Source organism: Shewanella sp. SR1 (assembly GCF_020447145.1).
GTDB lineage: Bacteria > Pseudomonadota > Gammaproteobacteria > Enterobacterales > Shewanellaceae > Shewanella > Shewanella baltica.
Window position 1 is genome coordinate 119,471 of record NZ_JAJAEF010000007.1, and the last position, 21,151, is coordinate 140,621.

Annotated in this window: 20 protein-coding genes; 8 read left to right on the top strand and 12 right to left on the bottom strand. The window is 45.4% G+C overall.

Annotation, left to right across the window (positions count from 1 at the left end; translation table 11 throughout):
* Positions 1 to 112: 112 nt before the first annotated feature.
* From rnd to tsaB, 7 genes are all read right to left on the bottom strand, one after another.
* Positions 113 to 1,222, bottom strand: coding sequence for a ribonuclease D (gene rnd, locus KV201_RS08695; protein WP_226059082.1), 1,110 nt, complete (start codon positions 1,220 to 1,222; stop codon positions 113 to 115).
* 70 nt (positions 1,223 to 1,292) lie between these two features.
* Complete coding sequence (fadD, locus tag KV201_RS08700; protein ID WP_071938805.1) at positions 1,293 to 2,966, bottom strand: long-chain-fatty-acid--CoA ligase FadD; 1,674 nt, start codon at positions 2,964 to 2,966, stop codon at positions 1,293 to 1,295.
* 201 nt (positions 2,967 to 3,167) lie between these two features.
* Positions 3,168 to 4,034, bottom strand: a complete 867-nt coding sequence (locus KV201_RS08705; protein WP_226059083.1) for an alpha/beta fold hydrolase — start codon at positions 4,032 to 4,034, stop codon at positions 3,168 to 3,170.
* A gap of 21 nt (positions 4,035 to 4,055) precedes the next feature.
* Positions 4,056 to 4,868, bottom strand: a complete 813-nt coding sequence (locus tag KV201_RS08710) for a class I SAM-dependent methyltransferase (protein ID WP_115334813.1) — start codon at positions 4,866 to 4,868, stop codon at positions 4,056 to 4,058.
* A gap of 210 nt (positions 4,869 to 5,078) precedes the next feature.
* The gene (locus KV201_RS08715; protein WP_006086386.1) at positions 5,079 to 5,807 is read right to left on the bottom strand and encodes a M50 family metallopeptidase; all 729 of its coding nucleotides are present in this window, start codon (positions 5,805 to 5,807) and stop codon (positions 5,079 to 5,081) included.
* Positions 5,800 to 6,114: a hypothetical protein gene (locus KV201_RS08720; protein WP_006081355.1), complete on the bottom strand. Its 315-nt coding sequence runs from the start codon at positions 6,112 to 6,114 to the stop codon at positions 5,800 to 5,802. The genes KV201_RS08715 and KV201_RS08720 overlap by 8 nt, the downstream gene beginning before the upstream one ends.
* 106 nt (positions 6,115 to 6,220) lie before the next feature.
* The gene (gene tsaB / locus KV201_RS08725) at positions 6,221 to 6,934 is read right to left on the bottom strand and encodes a tRNA (adenosine(37)-N6)-threonylcarbamoyltransferase complex dimerization subunit type 1 TsaB (RefSeq protein WP_226059084.1); all 714 of its coding nucleotides are present in this window, start codon (positions 6,932 to 6,934) and stop codon (positions 6,221 to 6,223) included.
* A gap of 351 nt (positions 6,935 to 7,285) precedes the next feature.
* Between tsaB and hemB the strand changes: the two genes are divergently transcribed.
* Positions 7,286 to 8,269, top strand: coding sequence for a porphobilinogen synthase (gene hemB, locus KV201_RS08730; protein WP_012088999.1), 984 nt, complete (start codon positions 7,286 to 7,288; stop codon positions 8,267 to 8,269).
* Between the two features lie 97 nt (positions 8,270 to 8,366).
* On the opposite strand, the gene KV201_RS08735 is transcribed toward hemB, so the two are convergent.
* Positions 8,367 to 9,272 (bottom strand): bifunctional methionine sulfoxide reductase B/A protein, encoded by a 906-nt coding sequence (locus KV201_RS08735; protein ID WP_226059085.1) that lies wholly within the window; start codon positions 9,270 to 9,272, stop codon positions 8,367 to 8,369.
* 377 nt (positions 9,273 to 9,649) lie between these two features.
* On the opposite strand from KV201_RS08735, the gene KV201_RS08740 reads away from it, so the two are divergent.
* Positions 9,650 to 10,489: an isopenicillin N synthase family oxygenase gene (locus tag KV201_RS08740; protein WP_226059086.1), complete on the top strand. Its 840-nt coding sequence runs from the start codon at positions 9,650 to 9,652 to the stop codon at positions 10,487 to 10,489.
* A 150-nt stretch (positions 10,490 to 10,639) separates the two neighbouring features.
* A complete protein-coding gene (gene ylqF / locus KV201_RS08745) occupies positions 10,640 to 11,581 on the top strand; it encodes a ribosome biogenesis GTPase YlqF (protein ID WP_012587827.1) in 942 nt (313 codons plus the stop codon).
* Between the two features lie 200 nt (positions 11,582 to 11,781).
* Here ylqF and KV201_RS08750 read toward each other — a convergent pair whose 3' ends face one another.
* The gene (locus tag KV201_RS08750) at positions 11,782 to 12,264 is read right to left on the bottom strand and encodes a low molecular weight protein-tyrosine-phosphatase (RefSeq protein WP_226059087.1); all 483 of its coding nucleotides are present in this window, start codon (positions 12,262 to 12,264) and stop codon (positions 11,782 to 11,784) included.
* 539 nt (positions 12,265 to 12,803) lie between these two features.
* Between KV201_RS08750 and KV201_RS08755 the strand changes: the two genes are divergently transcribed.
* Positions 12,804 to 13,874 carry a type I restriction endonuclease gene (locus KV201_RS08755; protein ID WP_006086382.1) on the top strand — a complete coding sequence of 357 codons (1,071 nt, stop codon included), beginning with the start codon at positions 12,804 to 12,806 and terminating at the stop codon, positions 13,872 to 13,874.
* A gap of 44 nt (positions 13,875 to 13,918) precedes the next feature.
* On the opposite strand, the gene KV201_RS08760 is transcribed toward KV201_RS08755, so the two are convergent.
* Positions 13,919 to 14,866: a DNA ligase gene (locus tag KV201_RS08760; protein ID WP_226059088.1), complete on the bottom strand. Its 948-nt coding sequence runs from the start codon at positions 14,864 to 14,866 to the stop codon at positions 13,919 to 13,921.
* A gap of 279 nt (positions 14,867 to 15,145) precedes the next feature.
* Between KV201_RS08760 and KV201_RS08765 the strand changes: the two genes are divergently transcribed.
* The gene (locus KV201_RS08765; protein WP_006086380.1) at positions 15,146 to 15,517 is read left to right on the top strand and encodes a diacylglycerol kinase; all 372 of its coding nucleotides are present in this window, start codon (positions 15,146 to 15,148) and stop codon (positions 15,515 to 15,517) included.
* A 10-nt stretch (positions 15,518 to 15,527) separates the two neighbouring features.
* Here KV201_RS08765 and hdfR read toward each other — a convergent pair whose 3' ends face one another.
* The gene (gene hdfR, locus KV201_RS08770; RefSeq protein WP_006086379.1) at positions 15,528 to 16,397 is read right to left on the bottom strand and encodes an HTH-type transcriptional regulator HdfR; all 870 of its coding nucleotides are present in this window, start codon (positions 16,395 to 16,397) and stop codon (positions 15,528 to 15,530) included.
* Positions 16,398 to 16,505: 108 nt separating this feature from the next.
* Here hdfR and KV201_RS08775 point away from each other — a divergent pair, with 108 nt between their 5' ends.
* From KV201_RS08775 to KV201_RS08785, 3 genes are all read left to right on the top strand, one after another.
* Positions 16,506 to 16,955: a DUF413 domain-containing protein gene (locus KV201_RS08775; protein ID WP_006081345.1), complete on the top strand. Its 450-nt coding sequence runs from the start codon at positions 16,506 to 16,508 to the stop codon at positions 16,953 to 16,955.
* Positions 16,956 to 16,975: 20 nt separating this feature from the next.
* Positions 16,976 to 17,962, top strand: a complete 987-nt coding sequence (locus tag KV201_RS08780; RefSeq protein ID WP_006081344.1) for a RimK family alpha-L-glutamate ligase — start codon at positions 16,976 to 16,978, stop codon at positions 17,960 to 17,962.
* A gap of 397 nt (positions 17,963 to 18,359) precedes the next feature.
* Positions 18,360 to 19,223 (top strand): DUF481 domain-containing protein, encoded by an 864-nt coding sequence (locus KV201_RS08785; protein WP_006086376.1) that lies wholly within the window; start codon positions 18,360 to 18,362, stop codon positions 19,221 to 19,223.
* A 135-nt stretch (positions 19,224 to 19,358) separates the two neighbouring features.
* Here the strand turns inward: KV201_RS08785 and KV201_RS08790 are convergent, their stop codons facing one another.
* Positions 19,359 to 20,981, bottom strand: coding sequence for a M28 family metallopeptidase (locus tag KV201_RS08790; RefSeq protein ID WP_226059089.1), 1,623 nt, complete (start codon positions 20,979 to 20,981; stop codon positions 19,359 to 19,361).
* Between the last annotated feature and the right edge of the window lie 170 nt (positions 20,982 to 21,151).

Sequence of the window (21,151 nt, forward strand, 5' to 3'; positions counted from 1 at the left end):
CTGTGGAAGATGACGCTTTTTGTTGGCTGTTTTTCGGTTATCGGTAAGTTTCAAATACTGCGCATAAAGTACAAGACTTCACGCGCTAGTTTTAAATGCTAGATTGAAAGCCTTAGACCTCAAGCTTAGCTAGGGACTCAGCGGCAATCTCGCCCCGCCATCCGCATAACACTGCAGGCAAATCCCCTTGTTGCTTATCCCAACGCCATTGCAAAAACTCATGGATATGACGTTTAGAACCGAGCATTTCCTGCGGCACATCATGCTGTTCGCACAACTCGACTAAGCAGCTTTTAATCGCCTTAAAGGCCGATTTGTAACCTGATTTTAACGCTAACACATCCACTAACTCGGGTAAATTGACCAAATCAGCGGTTTGCAGCACACGTAATAAGTCTTTGCCGTGAATACGTTTTTCTTGTTCAGTCAAATCATTGAGCTTAAACAAGTCGGCCGAGGATTTAGGTTGCTTCTTCGCTAATGCGATAAGACCATGATCTTTGACCACAAAACCTAGAGCTAAATCACGCACTAAAGCTTTTTCAAGACGCCACTTAGCAAGCACTTTAAGGTAAGCCAATTGGATTTCAGTCAGTTGGAAAGCATTTTTCACTTTCAAATAGGCAGTGTCGAGATCAGGATCGGCAAGCCTACCCTGAGTCATCCTCTCCCCTTCCTCGTATAACCAAGCTAAACGCCCTTGGCCGCTGAGTTTCGCTTCCAGTTGAGGATAGAGCTGATACAAGTACAAGACGTCATTAGCGGCGTAGCTTAACTGTGCTTCCGTTAAAGGACGGCGGATCCAATCGGTACGCGACTCGCCTTTATCGATCACTTCACCAAGGCAAGTTTCAACTAACTTGGCATAACCCACACCGTGGCCCATACCGCACAAAGAGGCGGCAATTTGGCTATCAAACAAAGGCGTAGGCTGACATTTACCGTAGTGGGCAAACACTTCTAAGTCTTCACTGCATGAATGCACTAACTTAATGATATTAGGGTCCGATAACAGCGCCCAAAACTGGGCTAAATCAGGTAAAGCCACCGGATCAATCAAAGCTAAGGTTTTACCATCATAGGCTTGGATCAAACCTAACTTGGCATAATAAGTACGAGTACGAACAAACTCGGTATCTAAAACGAGTATCTTACTCTGTTTATATTGAGCAACGAGGGCATTAAGGCTTGCTTCATCACTCACATATTGAAACGCTGACAAATTCTTCTCCAGATCCTGTGGGTCAATCACAGTCCATAAAAACAAAAGCCGGCAAATGCCGGCTTCAATCTTACGCGCGCTTAGCTTCGTCTCTAAGCTCTCGTCGCAAGATTTTACCCACGTTGGTTTTAGGTAACTCGTTCCTAAATTCTACCAGCTTCGGTACTTTATATCCCGTTAAATGAATACGGCAGTGCTTAATGATGTCTTCAGCGGTTAAAGATTTATCTTTTGCCACCACAAATACCTTCACTAACTCACCACTGGCGTCGTTTGGCACACCGACAGCGGCCACTTCAATCACTTTAGGATGCAGTGCGACCACTTCTTCGACTTCATTGGGGAATACGTTAAAGCCTGAAACTAAGATCATGTCTTTCTTACGATCGACAATATAGAAGAAACCTTTCTCATCCATGTAACCAATATCGCCCGTGGCTAACCAGCCGTCGGTATCAATCACTTTGGCAGTTTCTTCAGGACGTTGCCAATAGCCTTTCATCACTTGCGGGCCCTTACCAAACAGCTCACCGGTTTCGCCTTGAGCTAATACCTTGCCGTCATCGTCACGGATTTGAATGAGTGTAGAAGGTGCAGGGAAACCAATTGAACCGTTGTAACCATCTAAATTATATGGGCAACAGGTTAATAAAGGTGAGGCTTCAGTCAGACCATAACCTTCGAGTAAACGGGTCTTAGTGATAGCTTGCCATTTATCCGCCACGGCTTTTTGTACCGCCATGCCGCCACCGATAGAGAGTTTTAAGCGTGAAAAATCCAACTGGGAAAATTCATCACTGTTCACTAACGCGTTAAACAAGGTGTTTACCCCAGTCAATGCAGTGAAAGGATACTTTTTCAACTCGGCCACAAATCCTGGGATATCACGAGGATTAGTGATAAGTAAGTTCTGGCTGCCTTTGTGCAAAAACAGCAGGCAATTCACGGTCAAGGCGAAGATGTGATACAGCGGCAAGGCCGTTACCACAAACTCGCTGCCATCGTTTAAGGCGGGCGAATAAGCGCCATCGGCCTGCAATACGTTGGCGACAATATTACCATGGGTCAACATCGCGCCTTTAGACACCCCAGTTGTGCCGCCTGTATATTGCAAAAACGCTAAATCGTCGTTAGTCACTTCAGGCTTGATGTATTGCATGCGACGACCAGTTGATAAGGTATCGCGCATCGATAAGGCGTGGGGTAAATCGTATTTAGGGACGAGCTTCTTAATGTACTTCACCACAAAGTTCACTAAGGTGCGTTTTGGCGCACTTAATTGGTCACCTAAACTGGTGATAATGACGCTTTCAACAGGCGTTTGTTCGACAACTTCTTCCAAGGTGCGGGCGAAGTTTGACACTACAACTATGGCTTTGGCGCCCGAGTCAATCAACTGATGTTTAAGTTCGCGCGGGGTATATAGCGGGTTAACGTTAACGACCACCATACCGGCACGTAAAACACCAAACAGTGCAATCGGGTATTGCAACAGATTTGGCATCATTAAGGCGACACGATCGCCCTTTTCAAGCTTTAATTCATTTTGTAGATACGCGGCGAATGCACGGCTGCGTTCTTCCAATTTACGATAGGTTAGCGTGGCACCCATGTTAATAAATGCAGGTTGATCTTCATACTTAGCCACCGCTGTTTCGAACATATCAACAAGCGATGAGTACTGCTCCACATTAATTTCAGCAGGCACATCTTTTGGCAAATGATTAATCCAAGGCTGATCCACTACTCTCTCCTAAATCCCCACAACTGCGGAAACAATATCCATACAAGCGTCAAGACTCGATAAATACCGAGTTAAAATACCGGCTTACATTTTATAGTTATTGATTGACTCGTCATAAATCATACGAGCGTTTTAATTTTGATCATCATCACATAAAAAAAACAAAAAACCTAGCGTCTTTTTTAGGGCGGCAAAAGCAGCCTATTTAACGAATTCGCGGATCAAGCGTGCAACGCCTTCAGCATTGTCCATATGCACATGGTGATCGCCCTCGATTATATGTTCAGACAAATGTTTGAACCAAGTTCGCGCCTTAGGTATGGCGGTCTGCAACTGGCTAAATCCTTGTTTGCCACAGACTAATAAGGTTTCAATATTGATGTCCTGCATCAAGGCATCAACTTGGGCGAAGGTTAGCCGTTGGGGTGAATCTAATCTCAATCGAGGATCACTGCGCCAACCTATGCCCTCACCTTCGGGTTGCATATTACGCTCGAGCAACAGACGACACCAAGGTTCGGCAAGTCCTGTTAAATGTGCCCTCGCCCGTACAGCGGTATCTATGCTGTCGTAAATTTTTGCCTGCCCATGCTTCTGGGTTAAATACTTCTCGTGTTGATAGAAGCTTTTCCTTAGTCGTGCTTTCGCCTGCGTTGGCGACTCTGACAAAGGGCTTAACGCTTCAATCAATACCAGCTTGTTGACCTTTTCAGGGAAGGTTGCTGTATACGCCGAGGCAATAATGCCACCGAGCGAATGCCCCACCATAGCCACAGGCTTTTGCGGTAATGCCGTTAACAGTGCATCCAAATCATACAAGTAATCAATCCAATGCAGCGGATAATGCCCCGGCCTGTGCGCCGAAAAACCATGTCCAGGCCAATCAATCGCGAGCACTTGATAATCGAGTAAATGTGCCGCTAAGGGCTCAAAACTGTTGGCGTTATCTAACCAGCCATGTAAGGCCAGTAATAAAGGTTTATCCTTCGCCCCCCATAATCGGCCCGCGACCTTAATATGAGGTAATACAAATTCGATTTGATTTTGGGGGGCGAGAGATTGCCACATAATGCCTCTGATGTCAGGTAATTAAGATGATTTTTTGACAAATTTGAGTGTCATACGATCACTTTCACCGATCGCTTGGAATTTTTCTTTATCCGTGTCACCCAAAGCAAAGGATGGCGGTAGCGTCCAAACACCTTTGGCGTAATCCTTAGTATCTTTGGGGTTCGCATTGATTTCGGCGCTTTCAACTAAGGTGAAACCGGCTTTTTTGGCTAGAGCAACCATGGCCGCTTGATCCATATAGCCAGTGCTAAAATTCATCCCTTCGTTGGCTCTATGCTCCACCACACCAAAGACACCGCCGTCTTTCAATACTCTATATGACGCGGCAAACACATTCTCTAACTGATCACTTGATGCCCAGTTATGAAGATTACGGAAGGTTAATACCAGATCGGCACTGCCATCGGCGCCTAAATCCATCTTATTTGGGGGATCGAAAGTGACCATTTTTGCATTGCCCATGACGTCTTTATTAGCCGTCATCCACGCTTCGTACTTAGTGCCGGCATTGGCGCGATAGCGATTTCCAGGCGTGTCCGTCGCGGGAGCGGTTTCAAAACTGGCGGCGATATATTGGCCTTCTTTGGCTAAATAAGGCCCTAATATTTCGCTATACCAACCATTACCGGGCCAGAGTTCAATCACAGTTTGTGTTGGGGTTATGCCAAAAAAACTTAAGGTTTCAGCGGGATGACGATAAACGTCACGACTGGCATTTTTAGCCTGACGAAAATCGCTTTTTAAGACTTTATCTAAACTTTCATCGGCGTAGGTAACACTCGAACATAAACCAGCAAGCAATAGACTGGCAACTAAGGTGACTTTTTTCATTGTAATTCTCCATGGATACCGAAGGCTTAAGCTAGCAGCCAATGGCCAAAAATCCAAGGAATAGAAGTCGTAAAACCTAGGTTTGAGTGACATAAGTGGTTATGGCTCAAAGTGATGAGTCAATTCACCTTTAGCTAAACCAATAAAGCGCAAAGCGGAAAAAAGCCAGAGGAAACACAATACGCCTGAGGTATTAAATGACCTTAAGGATTAGCGACTCGCAGCGTTATCGACACGGCGCCACGCAAAATACAAGGCGCAGGCACTGGTTAATAACCAGAGTCCCACCCAGATCCACGCGGGGATCCAAGAACGTTCGGCCAACATCACCGCATCACCTTGGCCATCAAGCCCGAGCAACACAGTTGGACTTGCCAGCGCATTGAGCATAATCATCAAGCCAATAATACGTAAAAACTGGGTCAACATTTTGTTTTGACTGAGTTTAAGCGGTAACAACAAAATAATAGTGAGTACGGCTAAAATCGCCAGCGTGAGGATATCCCTTCCCCAAAGCAAGCCGCTTAGCACCACTAAAGCGCCCAGCAAGGCAAAGCTCACGCGGATCCCCTTTGGCCAAGTCGCGAGCAAGTAGATTAAATATCCCCAACAGGCCGCGCCAAAATACCCAGCAAAACCAATCAACATCGGCGAACCGCCTTGGCTAAAACAAAAGCCTGCGCCGTTAGGAAACAACTGAATATGGCTGACCACGCCCGAGCTTAATATCGTCGCAATGCCGTGGGATAATTCATGGAAATAGCTTTCAAGCCATTTAAACGGCACGCTTAAATAGGGAATGCGAGTGATGAGTAACGCCACCACCAGCTCGATGATAAACAAGCCACGGCTTGGTACACCGCTGGCGGCTAAACCCGTTAATTTAGAAGAGGAAAATCGCGAGGTAGAACGGGGAGGCTTTTGTTGATGTTCAAGCATACAAGTCCACGCCAACCATTTGCTGAATTTCATCGCGTTTGGCGGCATGTTGAGTTTGTAAATATTGGGCTATCGCCCCCTGATGGCCACGCGTATCTTGCTCATACTCTAGGTGGGCGCCGAGTCTTGACTGTAAATTTCCTGCTGCGCTTTTACTTTTAGGCTGGGTTTCTAAACTAAGGGCTTCGACGGCATCTTGCTCAATCACTGGGCGTGACGATTCAGGCGCGGTTAGCCCCTGAGCGATAGCGGGTCTATTACTCGCTACAGCATTCGTCAAACTCATTTGATTCACATTAACTTGCATCAAGAAGCCTTAAGTTTGCACTATCCATCGTTAAGCCATTCATCGTAAAGAATGCTTAGTATTAATTGCCTGAGATTCTATCGCAGATACTCAGGCAAAGAACAGCTTATTCACGACCGGGTAACTTTTTCCATGTGACTGTATCACGTAAATACACAGGTTCAAGCTCATCGACCGAGGTTGTTAGCCCTGCTTTGATACCTGTCTCAGCCAATATCAGCATAGCCCTTGCATCGGGATATTTCACGGCGTCGAGAGCTAAAATCCCCTTGCCGAGTGTCAGTAAATCCGGATACGCATCAAAACCTGTGCCGCAAGCCACAATGGGCGCTTCAGTATCAAGCTGAAGTTGTACGTTTGCAGGCGCACTGACCACTTCTTTACCGACTAATGTAGCAATACCATCGACGGCCACAAACTGCCCCCAATACACTTCACCCATGCGCGCATCAATGGCACACAGCACTTGCTCGGCTTGATGCTCGCTAATGGCCATTTGTGCCATTGCCGCTAAAGTTGAAATACCAATCACAGGCAAATCTAACCCCAGTGCCAGACCTTGGGTCATGCTAGTGCAAATACGGATCCCCGTAAAACTGCCAGGACCTCGACCATAGGCAATCGCCGCCACTTTATCTAAGCTAATGCCCGCTTGCTTGAGCACTGAATCGACCATAGGCAACAGACGCTGGCTGTGTTCACGCGGCGCATCGGCAAGTTCAGCATAAATCTGACCTTGATATTGCAGCGCAGCTGAGCAGGATTCGGTACAAGTGTCTAAGGCAAGAATACAAGCAGAGTGTTCGTGTGTTATTGTCATTTCAAAACCGGATTAGCGGGCAAGATTTCGCATCAAGTTGACCATTTCGGTATTGTGCGAATATGCCATGAGTAAACTGGCGCAAATAATAACATCAAATGCCCGAAAACAAAGGGCTAAGCAAGCAAGTCCGCTAAAATAGCGCCCGCATCATATCCAGTAGCAAATCAGGACTTGATGGATTTATGTGATCTAAGTCAATGATCGATAAACTCATTAAGGAATACCGCCAGCTTGGGGAAACTTTTTCAACTTTGCTTGTCAGAGCAGACAAGTCTGGATTGAATTCATTCCTTGCCATTCCTTTACTATTGTACGATTGCACTAACCCGCCTTCGATAAGGATATTTCATGTTAAACACGCCTCCATTGCGTCGCCTAAGACGCTTACGTAGTTCAGAAGCGATGCGCGATCTGTTGCGCGAAACCCATATTTCGTTAAGCGATCTCATCCATCCCCTGTTCATAGAAGAACACATCACCCACGCAGTGCCTATCTCCACGCTACCAGGTATCAGCCGTTTACCAGAGAGTGCACTGGCGGATGAAGTGCGCGAACTTTACGCCCTCGGGATCCGTTATGTTATGCCCTTTGGGATTTCGCACACTAAGGATGATAAAGGCAGCGACACGTGGGATGACAATGGCTTGCTCGCCCGCATGGTGCGCACCATTAAAGCCGCCGTGCCAGAAATGATGGTGATCCCCGACATTTGTTTTTGTGAATACACAGATCACGGCCATTGCGGCGTGGTACACAATAATGAAGTCTGCAACGATCTCACCGTCGAAAATTTAGTTAAGCAATCGGTGACTGCCGCCAAAGCGGGCGCCGACATGTTAGCGCCATCGGCCATGATGGACGGTCAAGTGAAAGCCATTCGCCAAGGGCTCGATGCCGCAGGTTTTGAGCATGTGGCGATTCTGGCCCACTCGGCAAAATTCGCCTCTTCCTTCTACGGTCCTTTTAGAGCGGCGGTCGATTGTGAACTCAGTGGTAACCGCAAGGGATATCAACTTGATTATGCCAACGGTCGCCAAGCCCTGTTAGAAGCCTCATTAGATGAAGCCGAAGGCGCCGATATCCTGATGGTTAAACCCGGTACGCCCTACTTAGATGTGTTAAGCCGTTTAAGACAAGAAACCCACTTACCACTCGCAGCCTATCAAGTCGGCGGCGAATATGCGGGCATCAAGTTTGCAGCACTTGCAGGTGCGTTGGATGAGCGTGCAGTGGTGACAGAAACGTTTGTCGGCTTAAAGCGAGCTGGAGCGGATTTGATTGTCAGCTATTACACCAAACAGTACGCCCAGTGGTTAGCCGAGAGTAGATAGTTACCTCGTTAACTACCGTTGCGGACATTAAAAAATCTATAAAAAACGCCACCTTTATCGGTGGCGTTTTTGTATTTAACATCCTGCACTTAATTAATTAGGCTTTTTGCAATCGTGCAAACAAGGCTTTCACTTTTTCGACTTTAGGGCGCACGACCATCTGACAGTAAGGTTGCTCACCGTGTAAAGCAAAGTAATCATTGTGATAATTTTCAGCGGGATAAAACGTCTCAAATGCTGACACTTGGGTCACAATAGGCGCATCAAAAACCTTAGCCGCCGCTAACTGAGTCAACATCGCGGTGGTTTGCTCAATCTGCTCGGCATTATGGGCAAACACCACAGAGCGATATTGTGGCCCCTTATCATTGCCTTGACGATTGAGCGTGGTCGGATCATGACTCTCAAAAAAGACCTGCAACAGCGTCGTAAAATCAATTTCCTCTGGGTTGAACTCGACATGCACAACCTCTGCATGGCCAGTTTGGCCCGAGCAAACCGATTTATAATCGGCATCATGGGCATCACCGCCAGCATAGCCAGAAGTGACGTTCACCACGCCTTTGATGCTTTGAAAGATAGCCTCGACGCACCAAAAACACCCAGCGCCAAAAGTCGCAAAGCTGTTCGATGCTGGTTCAACAGCATCATCCATCCCTTTAAAAACCATAGAAACGGAGTTAACACAGTGACGAATATTATTGGGGGTTAACATCTCACCTTCAAAAACATGGCCTAAATGGCCGCCACACTGGCTACAGACAATTTCGGTTCTGCGGCCATCGGCGTCGACATGGCGCGTTACGGCACCGGCAATTTCATCATCGAAGGCTGGCCAGCCACAATGGGCATTAAATTTATGCTCAGAGCGGTACAAGGGCGCATGGCATTTTTTGCATAAATACAAACCCTTGGCATCATGATCATAATACTCACCACTAAAGGGGCGTTCAGTGCCTTTCTCTTCGATAACATAGCGTTCAAAATCGGTCAGTTTGTTCATATTAATGCCCTTTCGACTCACGTCGTTGTCTATTTTGATACTCTTCATTCAGTTGATTAAGGAGCTGATCCATAAAAAGCCAACATAAGAACCAATCCAAGCAAGATTTCTTGCACTCGGCTTCAAAATGCGGCCGACATCAATCCATAACAACAAATCCAATAGCCCATACTAACGGGTTTGACGGCTAAAATCTTGCCACTTAAGTCAGTCCTAATCTATGCGTTTAAATCAGTGCTCATTAAGCGACAGCATAAGTGACGGAAAATACAGCAGTTGCTCTCACTCACCCTCGCTGAGTATTTGCACCCGCTACAGCGCACGGCTACACTTGCAGCGGGTCAAATTACAACTAAATATAACAAGTAGAAACCACAATGAAATTAGAAACCATTGATTACCGCGCTGAAAACAGTGCCCAGCAATTCGTTGAATCACTTAGGGAAACTGGCTTTGGTGTTTTATCTAATCATCCGATTGATAAGCGCTTAGCTGAAGACATCTACACCGAGTGGCAAGCCTTTTTTAACTCAGAAGCTAAAAACGACTACATGTTTAAAAAGGAAACCCACGACGGTTTCTTCCCAGCATCGATTTCTGAAACTGCCAAAGGCAACACAGTCAAAGACATTAAAGAGTATTACCACGTGTACCCCTGGGGCCGGATCCCCGATTCACTGCGTGCCAATATTCTCGCCTATTATGACAAAGCCAACGCGCTGGCCGCTGAGCTCTTAGAGTGGATTGAAACCTACTCACCCGAAGACGTAAAAGCCAAGTTTTCGATGCCATTGCCGGAAATGATCGCCAACAGCCAAAAAACCTTGCTGCGCATTCTGCATTACCCGCCGATGACGGGCAGTGAAGAAATGGGCGCCATTCGCGCTGCAGCCCACGAAGACATCAACCTTATCACTGTGTTACCTGCCGCCAATGAGCCTGGGTTACAAGTTAAAGCCAAAGATGGAACTTGGTTAGATGTCCCCAGTGATTTTGGCAGCATCATTATCAATATCGGTGACATGCTACAGGAAGCGTCTGGCGGCTATTTCCCGTCGACGTCACATCGCGTCATCAATCCTGAAGGTACGGATAAAACCAAGCCAAGGATCTCTTTGCCGTTATTTTTGCATCCAAACCCTGCTGTCGTGCTGTCTGAGCGTTATACCGCCGACAGTTATTTGATGGAAAGACTGCGCGAACTAGGGGTTATTTAACCCTTAATTCAGCCTATTAATCCGAGTGACAATTGCAAGATACAGTCAAGGATTAAGCGATTAAAGCGCCTTAGGGCGCTTTTTTTATGACATTCGCCACCTTCAAGGTAGAATAGCCGTTCTTTAAGTTATTTAGGACAAGGCGTTATCATGGCAATTCAGTGGTATCCAGGGCATATGCACAAGGCACGCAAAGAGATTGAAGAGGCAATGCCTCAGGTCGATCTTGTTATCGAAGTGCTGGACGCGCGTATTCCCTACAGTAGCGAAAACCCCATGGTGGCTCAGCTTCGAGGCGACAAACCTTGTATCAAACTGCTCAATAAATCTGATCTGGCCGATCCAGAGATCACTGCGCAATGGATTGAATACTTAGAACGCGAACAAGGCGTAAAAGCCACGGCGATCACCACACTGCAAGCGGCGATGGTGAAAAAGATCCCTGATATCTGCCGCAAGTTAGTACCGAGTCGCGATAAAACCGAAAAAGACATTCGCACTATGATCATGGGGATCCCCAACGTCGGAAAATCCACCATCATCAATACCTTAGCAGGCCGTGTTATCGCCAAAACCGGTAACGAACCTGCGGTGACCAAAACCCAGCAAAGGATCAATTTACGTAACGGTATCGTACTCTCGGACACCCCAGGGATTTTGTGGCCCAAAGTGGATAACGAAGCGAGCAGCTATCGCCTCGCCGTCACTGGTGCCATTAAAGATACCGCAATGGAATATGAAGATGTGGCCCTGTTCGCCGCTAAGTATTTCTTAACCGCTTATCCAAAAGAGATTTGTGAGCGCTACAACCTCAGTGAATTACCAAAGGATGATGTGGCTTTACTTGAAGCAATTGGCCGTAAACGTGGCGCACTGCGTCCCGGTGGTCGCATCGATATGCACAAGGCATCTGAGTTATTGCTGCATGAATACCGCTCAGGCAAAATCGGCCTCCTCTCGTTAGAAACGCCTGCGATGGCCGAGCTTGAGAAGATTGAAGTCGCCCGCATCATGGCCATAAAAGAAGCCGAGAAAGAAGCCAAACTGGCGAATGAAAAACTGAAACGTTCAGGCAAACGCCATAACGACTAAGCCATCACGACTAAATCAGCTTGCGACTCTGCGAGCGTTGAAAATAACGCGCGGAGTGTGTTGAAGATAAGGCGCTGATGACTTTGATATTCAAGCTTATTAGGCTAATTCATCAAATTTAAAATTTAAGCCAGCATATTGAATATGCTGGCTTTTTTATTCGCCTAAATAATAGCGTTAACAAACACTGTCACGCGCAACTACTTTTGCGCACCTGAGGCCAGCTTATCAAGCAAGGCATCCATACTCTGCTCTAATAAATCCAACACCAGTTCAAAGCCCTGCTCGCCACCATAGTAAGGATCCGGCACTTCTGTGACTTGCGTATCCGCATAGGAGAGCATTAACTGTAACTTGTACTGAAACTCGAGCGGACAACGGCTACGCAAATCCGCTAAATTGGCCTTATCCGCCGCCAAAATTAAATCAAAATGTTCAAAGTCGGCATCCACAACCTGCCGAGCCCGCATTCCATCGAAACTAAAACCCCGCTTTTTCCCCGCCGCCATAGCACGGCTATCAGGCCTATCCCCTTGGTGATAACCAATAGTACCCGCAGAGTCCACCTCAATATTAAGCCTGCGCTGCGCAACCTTAAAGCGGCACACAGCTTCTGCCGTCGGTGAGCGACAAATATTGCCCATACACACCATTAATATGCATTGCACTCTCGCCTCTTTCATTTCATTCAATCCTTCAACAGTCAAAGCTTATCCATCGTCATGATTAAGTGATTAAATGTGGTTTGTGCCTGAATTGTCAAATTAAGGCGACATAGGAGTGAAATCATTGCCAATTAATCAGTAAATATGGAAGGTTTGTTTTAATTTATACATTAACGTTCATCGTGATACGCCAGTATTCGCTAGGTTATCAACATCATGTTCGACTTGTCGCGCAGCCACTTATCACACTTTATGCTTTTACAATACACTCTATATGACATGATTTGTATATATGATAAAGGGCAACACATTGAACTCAAGTGGTATCACTCAGTATCTGCTTAACAATTCATGTGTGGTCTATTTAATAAATCTTCAGCCGTACTTGTAAATACTAGATAAATACCACAAAAACTAATAATTTCACTTGATATGGTTCTTTTATCGGCTAGGTTTATAACTGCATGTACGGTTTAAACGATTATGAACTTACAAACCGCTGCAAATTCACTGGAATAAAAAAATAAGCAACAGAGTACAACAAGAGGAAATGTGAAATGGATTTTATTGAAAGGATTGATGTTCTCTCTAAACGTATCCCACAAATTGCTAGTAGCCTTCAAACCGAAGAAGCGACAAAGAATGCCTTAATCATGCCCTTCCTGCATACAGTTTTGGGATATGACGTATTCAATCCCAATGAAGTTGTTCCGGAATTTACTGCCGATACTGCCTGTAAGAAAGGTGAAAAAGTAGATTATGCTTTAATGAAAGATGGCGAAGTACAAATACTGATAGAATGTAAAAAGTACAACGAAAAACTATCAATAAAACATGCTGCTCAGCTATTTCGTTATTTTTCAGTAACGAACGCCCGTCTTGCCATTTTGACAAATGGCACTGAGTATCAGTTCTATACCGACCTAGATGCTCCAAATAAAATGGATGAAAAACCATTTCTTACACTGGATCTGGAAAATATTGACGAGCATTTAATTCCTGAAGTAAAGAAACTCACTAAAAGTTCATTCGATGTAGATTCCATCGTAAGTGCAGCAGGTGAACTTAAGTACTTAAGCCAAATAAAACGTATCATAAGCGAGCAGTTTAAAGAACCTGAGGACGAATTCATCCGCTTTTTTGCCTCAAGAGCCTACGATGGTGTTCTCACACCCAAAGTGAAACACCAATTCGCTGAGATTACGCATAAAGCACTAAGACAATTTCTAAGCGACAGTATCAATGAACGATTAAAATCTGCTATTGGTGGAGATAAGCCAGTTATTGAAGATAAAAACTCAAGCGAGTCTTTAATAATTTCCGATGACGAAAAAATTAAAGTCATTACAACAGATGAAGAAATAGAAGGTTTCAATATTATTAAAGCCATCTTGAGACAAAAATTAGAAGTAAATAGAATTATTGCGAGAGATACACAAAGCTACTTTGGTGTGTTACTAGATGACAACAATCGTAAGCCTTTATGTCGATTGCACTTTAATGCTAAACAAAAATACCTTGGATTAATGGATGCTAATAAAAATGAAACTCGTCATCCCATTAGTTCAGTAGACGATATTTTTAGTTATAGTGAACAACTACTTACTACAGTCACTTTTTACGAGTAATAATTTAAATACTAGCGGAGCAGTATTGCGGGCAGAACTGCCCGCTAGTTTCCTTCTTGCGATGAAATGACTTTATTACTCTCATCTAAATCGGCGCGTACCCGCAGGAAACTGGCAAATCTGGGTAAGCCATTTACTGTAAGACCCAGATATTTATAGGTGATGATTGCGCCCACGGCGGGGGGATGTTGGCGCTCTGCGAGATTAAAACCTGTGCCTATGTTGAAAATCCGGCCGTCTGGGGTTTGCACTCTTATTGCACCCATTTGCCCTGCAAATTGACCTTTCCCTGGTATATGGCCGATCACTGTCGCTTCAGCATCATAATAGGGTTTTAATTTCATCAAATTAGGATTGCGGCCACTGACATACGTCGCTGAGCTGCGATGCAGCATTAATCCTTCAGCGCCTTTAGCAACTAAACTATCAAGTTTTTGATACAGAGCTTCAAGACTGTCCACTTGGAACTGCGCTATGACTTCAAGATAATGCGATTTACCACTTAATTCGGTTAACGCAAATTGATAGCGATGCTGAAAGTCGCCACCCGCCTTGGGCACATCGAACACCATAAACCGCACTTTGCGCCAATCATCATCCTTAGTTGAGGTTTGTCGAACTATGCTCGACATAGCCTCAAACTGGCCTCGCCCAAGCCATAATTCACCATCGAGGGGATAATTCGGAAAATTCGCGATAAACCAAGTTGGAGCAGCAATAAGATTACCTTGCCGAGTCAATAATGCCTCTCCATTCCAGTAACCTCGTACCCCGTCGAGTTTTTCGCTAATCAAAAAGTCCTGAATATGAATCTCTTGCTGGGCATCAAACTCAGTTGCCAACTGTATCGAAGGTAGTGAGGTTTGTGCATAGGTCACTGGGACTAAACAACCGAATATTAGCAGACTGAGTAAGAGCTGACGTTGTTTGAAAAACCGAAAGCGGATAAAACGATGAAATGTTAAATCTTGTAACGGGCTGATATGAGTCATTCCCTTGCTCACTCTGACAATATATCCTTCATCAAGCTTAGAACGCATAGCTCAAGTTGCACTAAAAAACCGTCGAAAGTCACTAAGCGCCTAAGTTAACAACGAATGTTGATGACGATTTTACTCAGTTAATTGTTTATGCGCTTTTCATCTCGGGCTATACTGCGGCCAAATTTATTGACTCAGTCAAATGTTAAAATCCACAACAGTTGGTTTTATCAAACCTGTTTGAATGAGCAACACCTCAGCGCGTTGTCGCTAATGTCTATTGGAAACACTATGAAACCAGCCAACAATCACGGTATTAAACGCATTTTCAGAGCGACGGGATTTTCGATGAAGGGCTTAAAGGCCGCTTGGGTCCACGAAGCCGCTTTTAGACAGGAATTAATGTTGGCCATCGTCATGTTACCCGTGGCTTTGTGGGTTGATATCAGCACGATTGAACGTTTGTTGCTGATTTTTACACTGTTTATTGTGTTGATTGTTGAGCTTTTAAACTCGGCGATTGAAGCTGTGGTCGATCGTGTCGGCAGTGAAATTCACCCACTAAGCGGCCAAGCCAAGGACATTGCCTCGGCTGCCGTGTTTATGAGTCTTGCGCTGTGTGGATTAACTTGGCTGGTCGTATTGGCGCCACTGGTGTTTTAACACCGACGTTTTAGATAGTCGCATGAGCAAACACTGAGCCATCGTCCCTTAAAAAATCGATGGCTTGTTTGATCTGGGCTAAACGATCATTTTCCGCCCAATAGGCAACATACACATTTCTTGAAATGGCGCTGGCGCCACTAACGTGATGCAATTCGCCGCTGCGCAAAGCATGCTGCACCAAATGCTCGGGTAAGAAAGCACAACCACCATTATTTAAGATGAAATCCAAGGCGATACGCGCAGAGCTCGTGTGCAGTGTAGGAACAGGCAGCGACGCATATTCCTGCGCATGCACAATATTAAACGCCGTCCCCCAATCCACTTTTACATATTGCCCCGGCACCACGGCATTCACCGTTTGACCTTTTAGGCTCGAAACTAACAGCAAATTAATTTGCCCCAGCTGCACTAATTCAAATTGATCAAGCTTTGGCGGATCGAATGAAATCGCGATATCGAGGGTGCGGTCCATTAATTGGCGCGTCATCGCATTGGCTGGCAACACTTCGGTGCGCAGCGCAACGCCGGGCAGCCCCACGTGCAATCCCTGTAAATAACCTTGCAAATAGGCATCCCATATATTCGGCCCTGCACCAATGGCAAGCTGAGTCGACTGTAACTGACTCAGGGAAACATCTTGTTTAGCCCGCTCCCACGCCGTTAATACTGCTTCGGCATGGCCAAGCATGCGCTCGCCTGCGGGTGTGGGCTGAATGTTATTACGCTGCCGCTCAAACAGCGCGACGCCTAAAATGCTCTCAAGCTGTTTGACTCGAAAACTCACGGCACTGCGCGTGAGATACAGATTCTCGGCCGCTTTACCGAAATGGCGAGTACGGGAGACTTCAAGAAAGGTTTTCAGTAAATCGGTATCCATAAAAATTCTTGACCAACATAGGCAAATTTTTTTGATTTATAAATCAATAATACTAGCCAATACTCCAGTTGCAAATCTTTGTATATCAAAAACTAGAGGGTATCTGCCATGTCTGAACAGTCTTTTTCAAACGCTAACAAGGGTTCTGAGACGTTTAACGGCTCAGCTGCTGCCAGTTTTGTCTCGCAAAAACGTTTCTACGACGACACGAATTTCCCCAAAGGCTTCAAACGAAGCGGCGATTTTACTAATAAGGAAGCTGAACTGCTTGAATTGCATGGTCATGCAATGAAGAATTTGGCCGAAGGTAAAACCTTGCCCTGCACCTCCGATGAAGCTCAATTTGTGGAAGTCGCCAAAGGAAATATCGCGCCCAGTAGCTTGTTAGAGCAGATCTGGGTAAAGTATCGCAGGCTCGCCATGGGGAAACCCTTTTATGCCGTGGTTGGTACAGTGCATTTGCCTGCAACCAAGCCCGAAATAGAAGTTGAGGCCGAGGCTGTATTTGATATTGAAGATGATGTTCAGGATGAACCTGAACCCGAGGATAAAGAATGAAGATTAAGGTTTGCTACTAAATGCGTGGTTGGATTTTATATAAAGAAACCGCGACTCAGCTAAAACCTGAATGGTATGAAATTGAGCGTCTACTGGCGGCAGCAAAAGCCGACAACATACAGTTGGAAGTTTACGCACCTGATGAATTTGATCTGACTGTCACCAGAGAAGATAACAAGAGTATTTTATTGAATGGGCAAGCCGTCGAACTGCCCGATTTTATTATTCCGCGAATGGGATCAGGCACAACTTACTTTGCCTTAGCCATTATTCGCCACTTAGAAAGATTAGGGGTGTATTGCCTCAATCCTTCTAAAGCCATTGAAATCGTTAAAGACAAATTATTCTCCCAGCAATTGTTGGCAGAGAAGAATTTGCCTACGCCTAAAACTATGTTGGTTAAATTCCCCGTTGATATCGCCCTTGTAGAGCGCCATCTCGGCTTTCCTGTGGTGATTAAAACGCTTTCTGGCTCACAGGGCAGCGGTGTGTTTTTATCCCATAAGGCACGTGAATTTGACGATCTAATGCAGTTAATTGAAGCGACCAACAAAAACGCTAACATTATTCTGCAAGAGTTTATCGCTAACAGCCATGGCCGCGATCTTCGGGTATTTACCATCGGTGGTCGTGTTGCAGGTTGCTACGAAAGGCGTGGTCAAGAAGACAGCTTTAAAGCCAATGTCAGTGCCGGCGGCTCAGCGCGTCCATTTCAGATCACTCCTGAAATTGAATGGCTTGCCACGCAAACAGCCAATATTCTCGATCTCGATGTTGCGGGTATCGATTTATTGTTTGATAACGGCCATTACAAAATTTGCGAAGCAAACTCATCCCCAGGATTTGAAGGCTTAGAATCCTGTTTGAATGTGGATATTGCCGCGCAAATTTTACACTTTATTCGCATCCGTTTAGGCATGTTTAATAAAGATGAGCCAAGTAGCCCCAAAGTGGTCATTACTGACAATGTAGAAACGTCTGTGACGTCCGTTATCGAGCCTAAATAGCGGACCAGCGATATAATATCAATATCTAGCGGTATCACGCCGCTAGATATTCTTAAATTGATTACTATCCCCATTTATCATGTTTCACATCCATTGGCATCTCGCGCCACAAGCAAAGCTGCAATACTGAAGTCATTTCTAGGTAGCACTAGTCCCTCCCTTACCGTTTGCGTTAGCCTTCAATCCACAATTGATGTGATGTTTCGCTCAAATTTCATTCAATGCCGCTAAAATAAGTCCTACTTTTGTTTTAAATCACAAATTTTCGCATTTTTTAAAACATTTTATTCACATCGCGAAATTTGCTGTTAAACTCCAAATGTCGATTTTTTTATGGCACTAAAGTCTGACCTTATCGCTAAACATAATAAGAATAATGCTGGAGTTACTCCTTAACATGTCGATTCGCCTGTTACCCCTCATCATAGCGTCACTCGTCAGCACTCAAGTGCAAGCCGATGACTTTACTATTCAATTAGGCGGCTTCTACTCGCAATCAGACACCAATATGGAAGTCACTAACCCAGTTTCGGGTAATAACTTCACCTTAGATTATGAATCTGATCTCAAACTCGCTGAAAACGAATTCCTGCCTTTTATCGAGTTAAATTATCACTTCAACGAGCGGCACAATATCTACCTCGACTGGAAACAACTCCACCGTAGCGCCGACACCCAAGCCCTAGCCAAACCCTTCCAGCTCGAAATCAACGACACCATTTACGATATCAAAGCCGGCGGTAAACTCAGTTCAACCTTAAACATCGATGTGCTGCGCTTAGGCTATGGTTATGATGTCTTTCAAGGCAGTAACTATGATGTGGGTCTGTCATTTGGTTTACACACTATGTTTATCAAGACAGGTTTTGAAGGTGTGATTGGTGTTTGCGCTTCGTCAGAATTACTCAATAACGTCTGTGGTAGCCAAGCGATTCCGCGCATTGTTGATGAAAATGTCACTGCGCCACTGCCGGACTTTGGCATTTATGGTCAGTATGAGTTTGTTCCCGGTTGGCAAGTCACCAGCCATGCACAGTATTTCTACATCACACTCAATGATGTAAAAGGCGAGCTTGTTGATATTAAAGTCGGTGTTGATGCACAAATCACCCCGAACTGGCGCATGAGCGTGGCCTATAACTACTACAAAGTTGATGTGGATATCGCCCAAAACTCGCCGAATAAAGACACTCAAATTGCCGATTACAACATTTATTACAGCTTTATCGGCCCTATGCTTTCCATCAGTTATTCTTTTTAATTCAAATATATTCCATTAAGACTCTTATTGTCTTAAATCGCTACGCCTCGCTAAAACTATCGCTCAATTCCCAGCTAAAATCAGTGCTAAAAATAAGGGCACCTACTGGCGCCCTCATGATTCAACTCATTAACACTATTTACGCCCATCTTGCTCGCGCTTGGCTTTAAAGTCGGATGACTCAAGCCAATGGGGCCAATCGGTACTATTGGCTAAGCTGGTAATCATACTGGCGATAAGGTCTAAATCTTGGCTGACACCACCTAAATTCCAGCTTGGATCATAATCGTCGGCAGGCTTGTGATATTTATGGGCGATATAATCAGGATCGGTATCCCCAAGGCTCATAAATAGCAATCCAGGTACACCTTGTTGTGCCAGCGCAAAGTGGTCCGATCTAAACATCAACCCATTCTGCGGTCTTGGATCACCTTTAACTAAACGGTCTTGGGCCTTCGCGGCTTTGTCTAAGTATTGCTCTAACTCAGACACGCCTTCGCCATAACGCAAAATGTAATCCACGCCCTTATTCACATTCATGCCATCAATATTTAAAAAAGCGACAATGTTTTTCGTGGGCACACTCGGATGCTGAGCAAAATGCTGTGCACCAATCAGACCCGTTTCTTCCGCCGTAAAGGCACTGAAGAGCACCGAGCGATCCAGTGGCGCCATCTTGGCTTGCTGTTTGAAGTAACGCGCCAAGGCTAAAACCCCCGCCACACCGCTGGCATTATCGACAGCTCCGTTCAAAATCTCTGACTTACCGTCTTCAATCACAGTGCCAAGATGATCCCAATGGGCATGCATCATCACCACTTCGTCGGGGCGCGTTTTACCTGGCAGTAAAGCCGCGACGTTATGGGACTCAGCGCGTTCAATTTTATTGTTTAACGTGAGCTGGGCGCTCAACTTAAGTGGGATCGCCTTAAAGTTTGGCTTGGCTGCTTGCTGCTTTAAGGTATCAAAATCCAATCCTGCTTTAGTAAAGATTTTTTGCGCGGTTTCGTGCTGTACCCAGCCCATGACGCCAACTTGGCCTTGGTTATTATTGGCATCGACCAGAGTGAACTTAGTGCCCGTGTTGGAGTTTTGCACCACACCCCAGCCATAGGCGGCAGGCGCGGTTTCATGGACAATAAACACAGCCTCAGCACCTTGACGCGCGGCTTCCTCATACTTATAAGTCCAGCGACCGTAATAGGTCATGGCATTGCCTTTAAATACCGCAGGGTCTTGAGTCGCAAAGCCAGGGTCATTTACGAGCACAATAACGGTTTTGCCTTTTACATCTAACCCTTGGTAATCATTCCAGCCATATTCGGGCGCATTGATCCCGTAGCCGACAAACACCACATCGCTTTTATTCAGGCTCACGGTTTCGGCGACTCTTTGGGTTCTCGCGGTAAATTCACTGCCATTGGCAAATTTAAGTCCGCCGATATCAAGCTGCATATTTTGATCTGCGCTAATTTGCGCCAAAGGCACGGCCTGCAGATAACTGTCGCCAAATCCAGGTTTGAGACCCATATCTTTAAATGCTTTCACTAAATAGTCTAAAGTTAAGGTTTCACCTTCAGACAAAGGCGCACGTCCACCGAAGGCGTCACTGGCTAAGGTTTTAACATCGGTTCGGTATTGCGCGAGATCGAGGCTTTGCACAAATGCGGTTTCAGCAAAGACGGGTAATGAGATAGTGGCCATCAGACTTGTGGCTAAGATGATATTTTTCACAACTTTCTCCCAAGTTATTATCATTATTTGATTTTAAGGATAGACTTTACCATATCATCTTTAGTTTATGATGGAAGTCTTAGCGCAAACGGAGTCGCTGCTGCCCAAGCACAAACGGTGTTCATGCCTTCATCGAACCGACGATGCTTGCGGTTAGTCTTGAACAGATAACAACAGAATAAAATAGCGAAAAT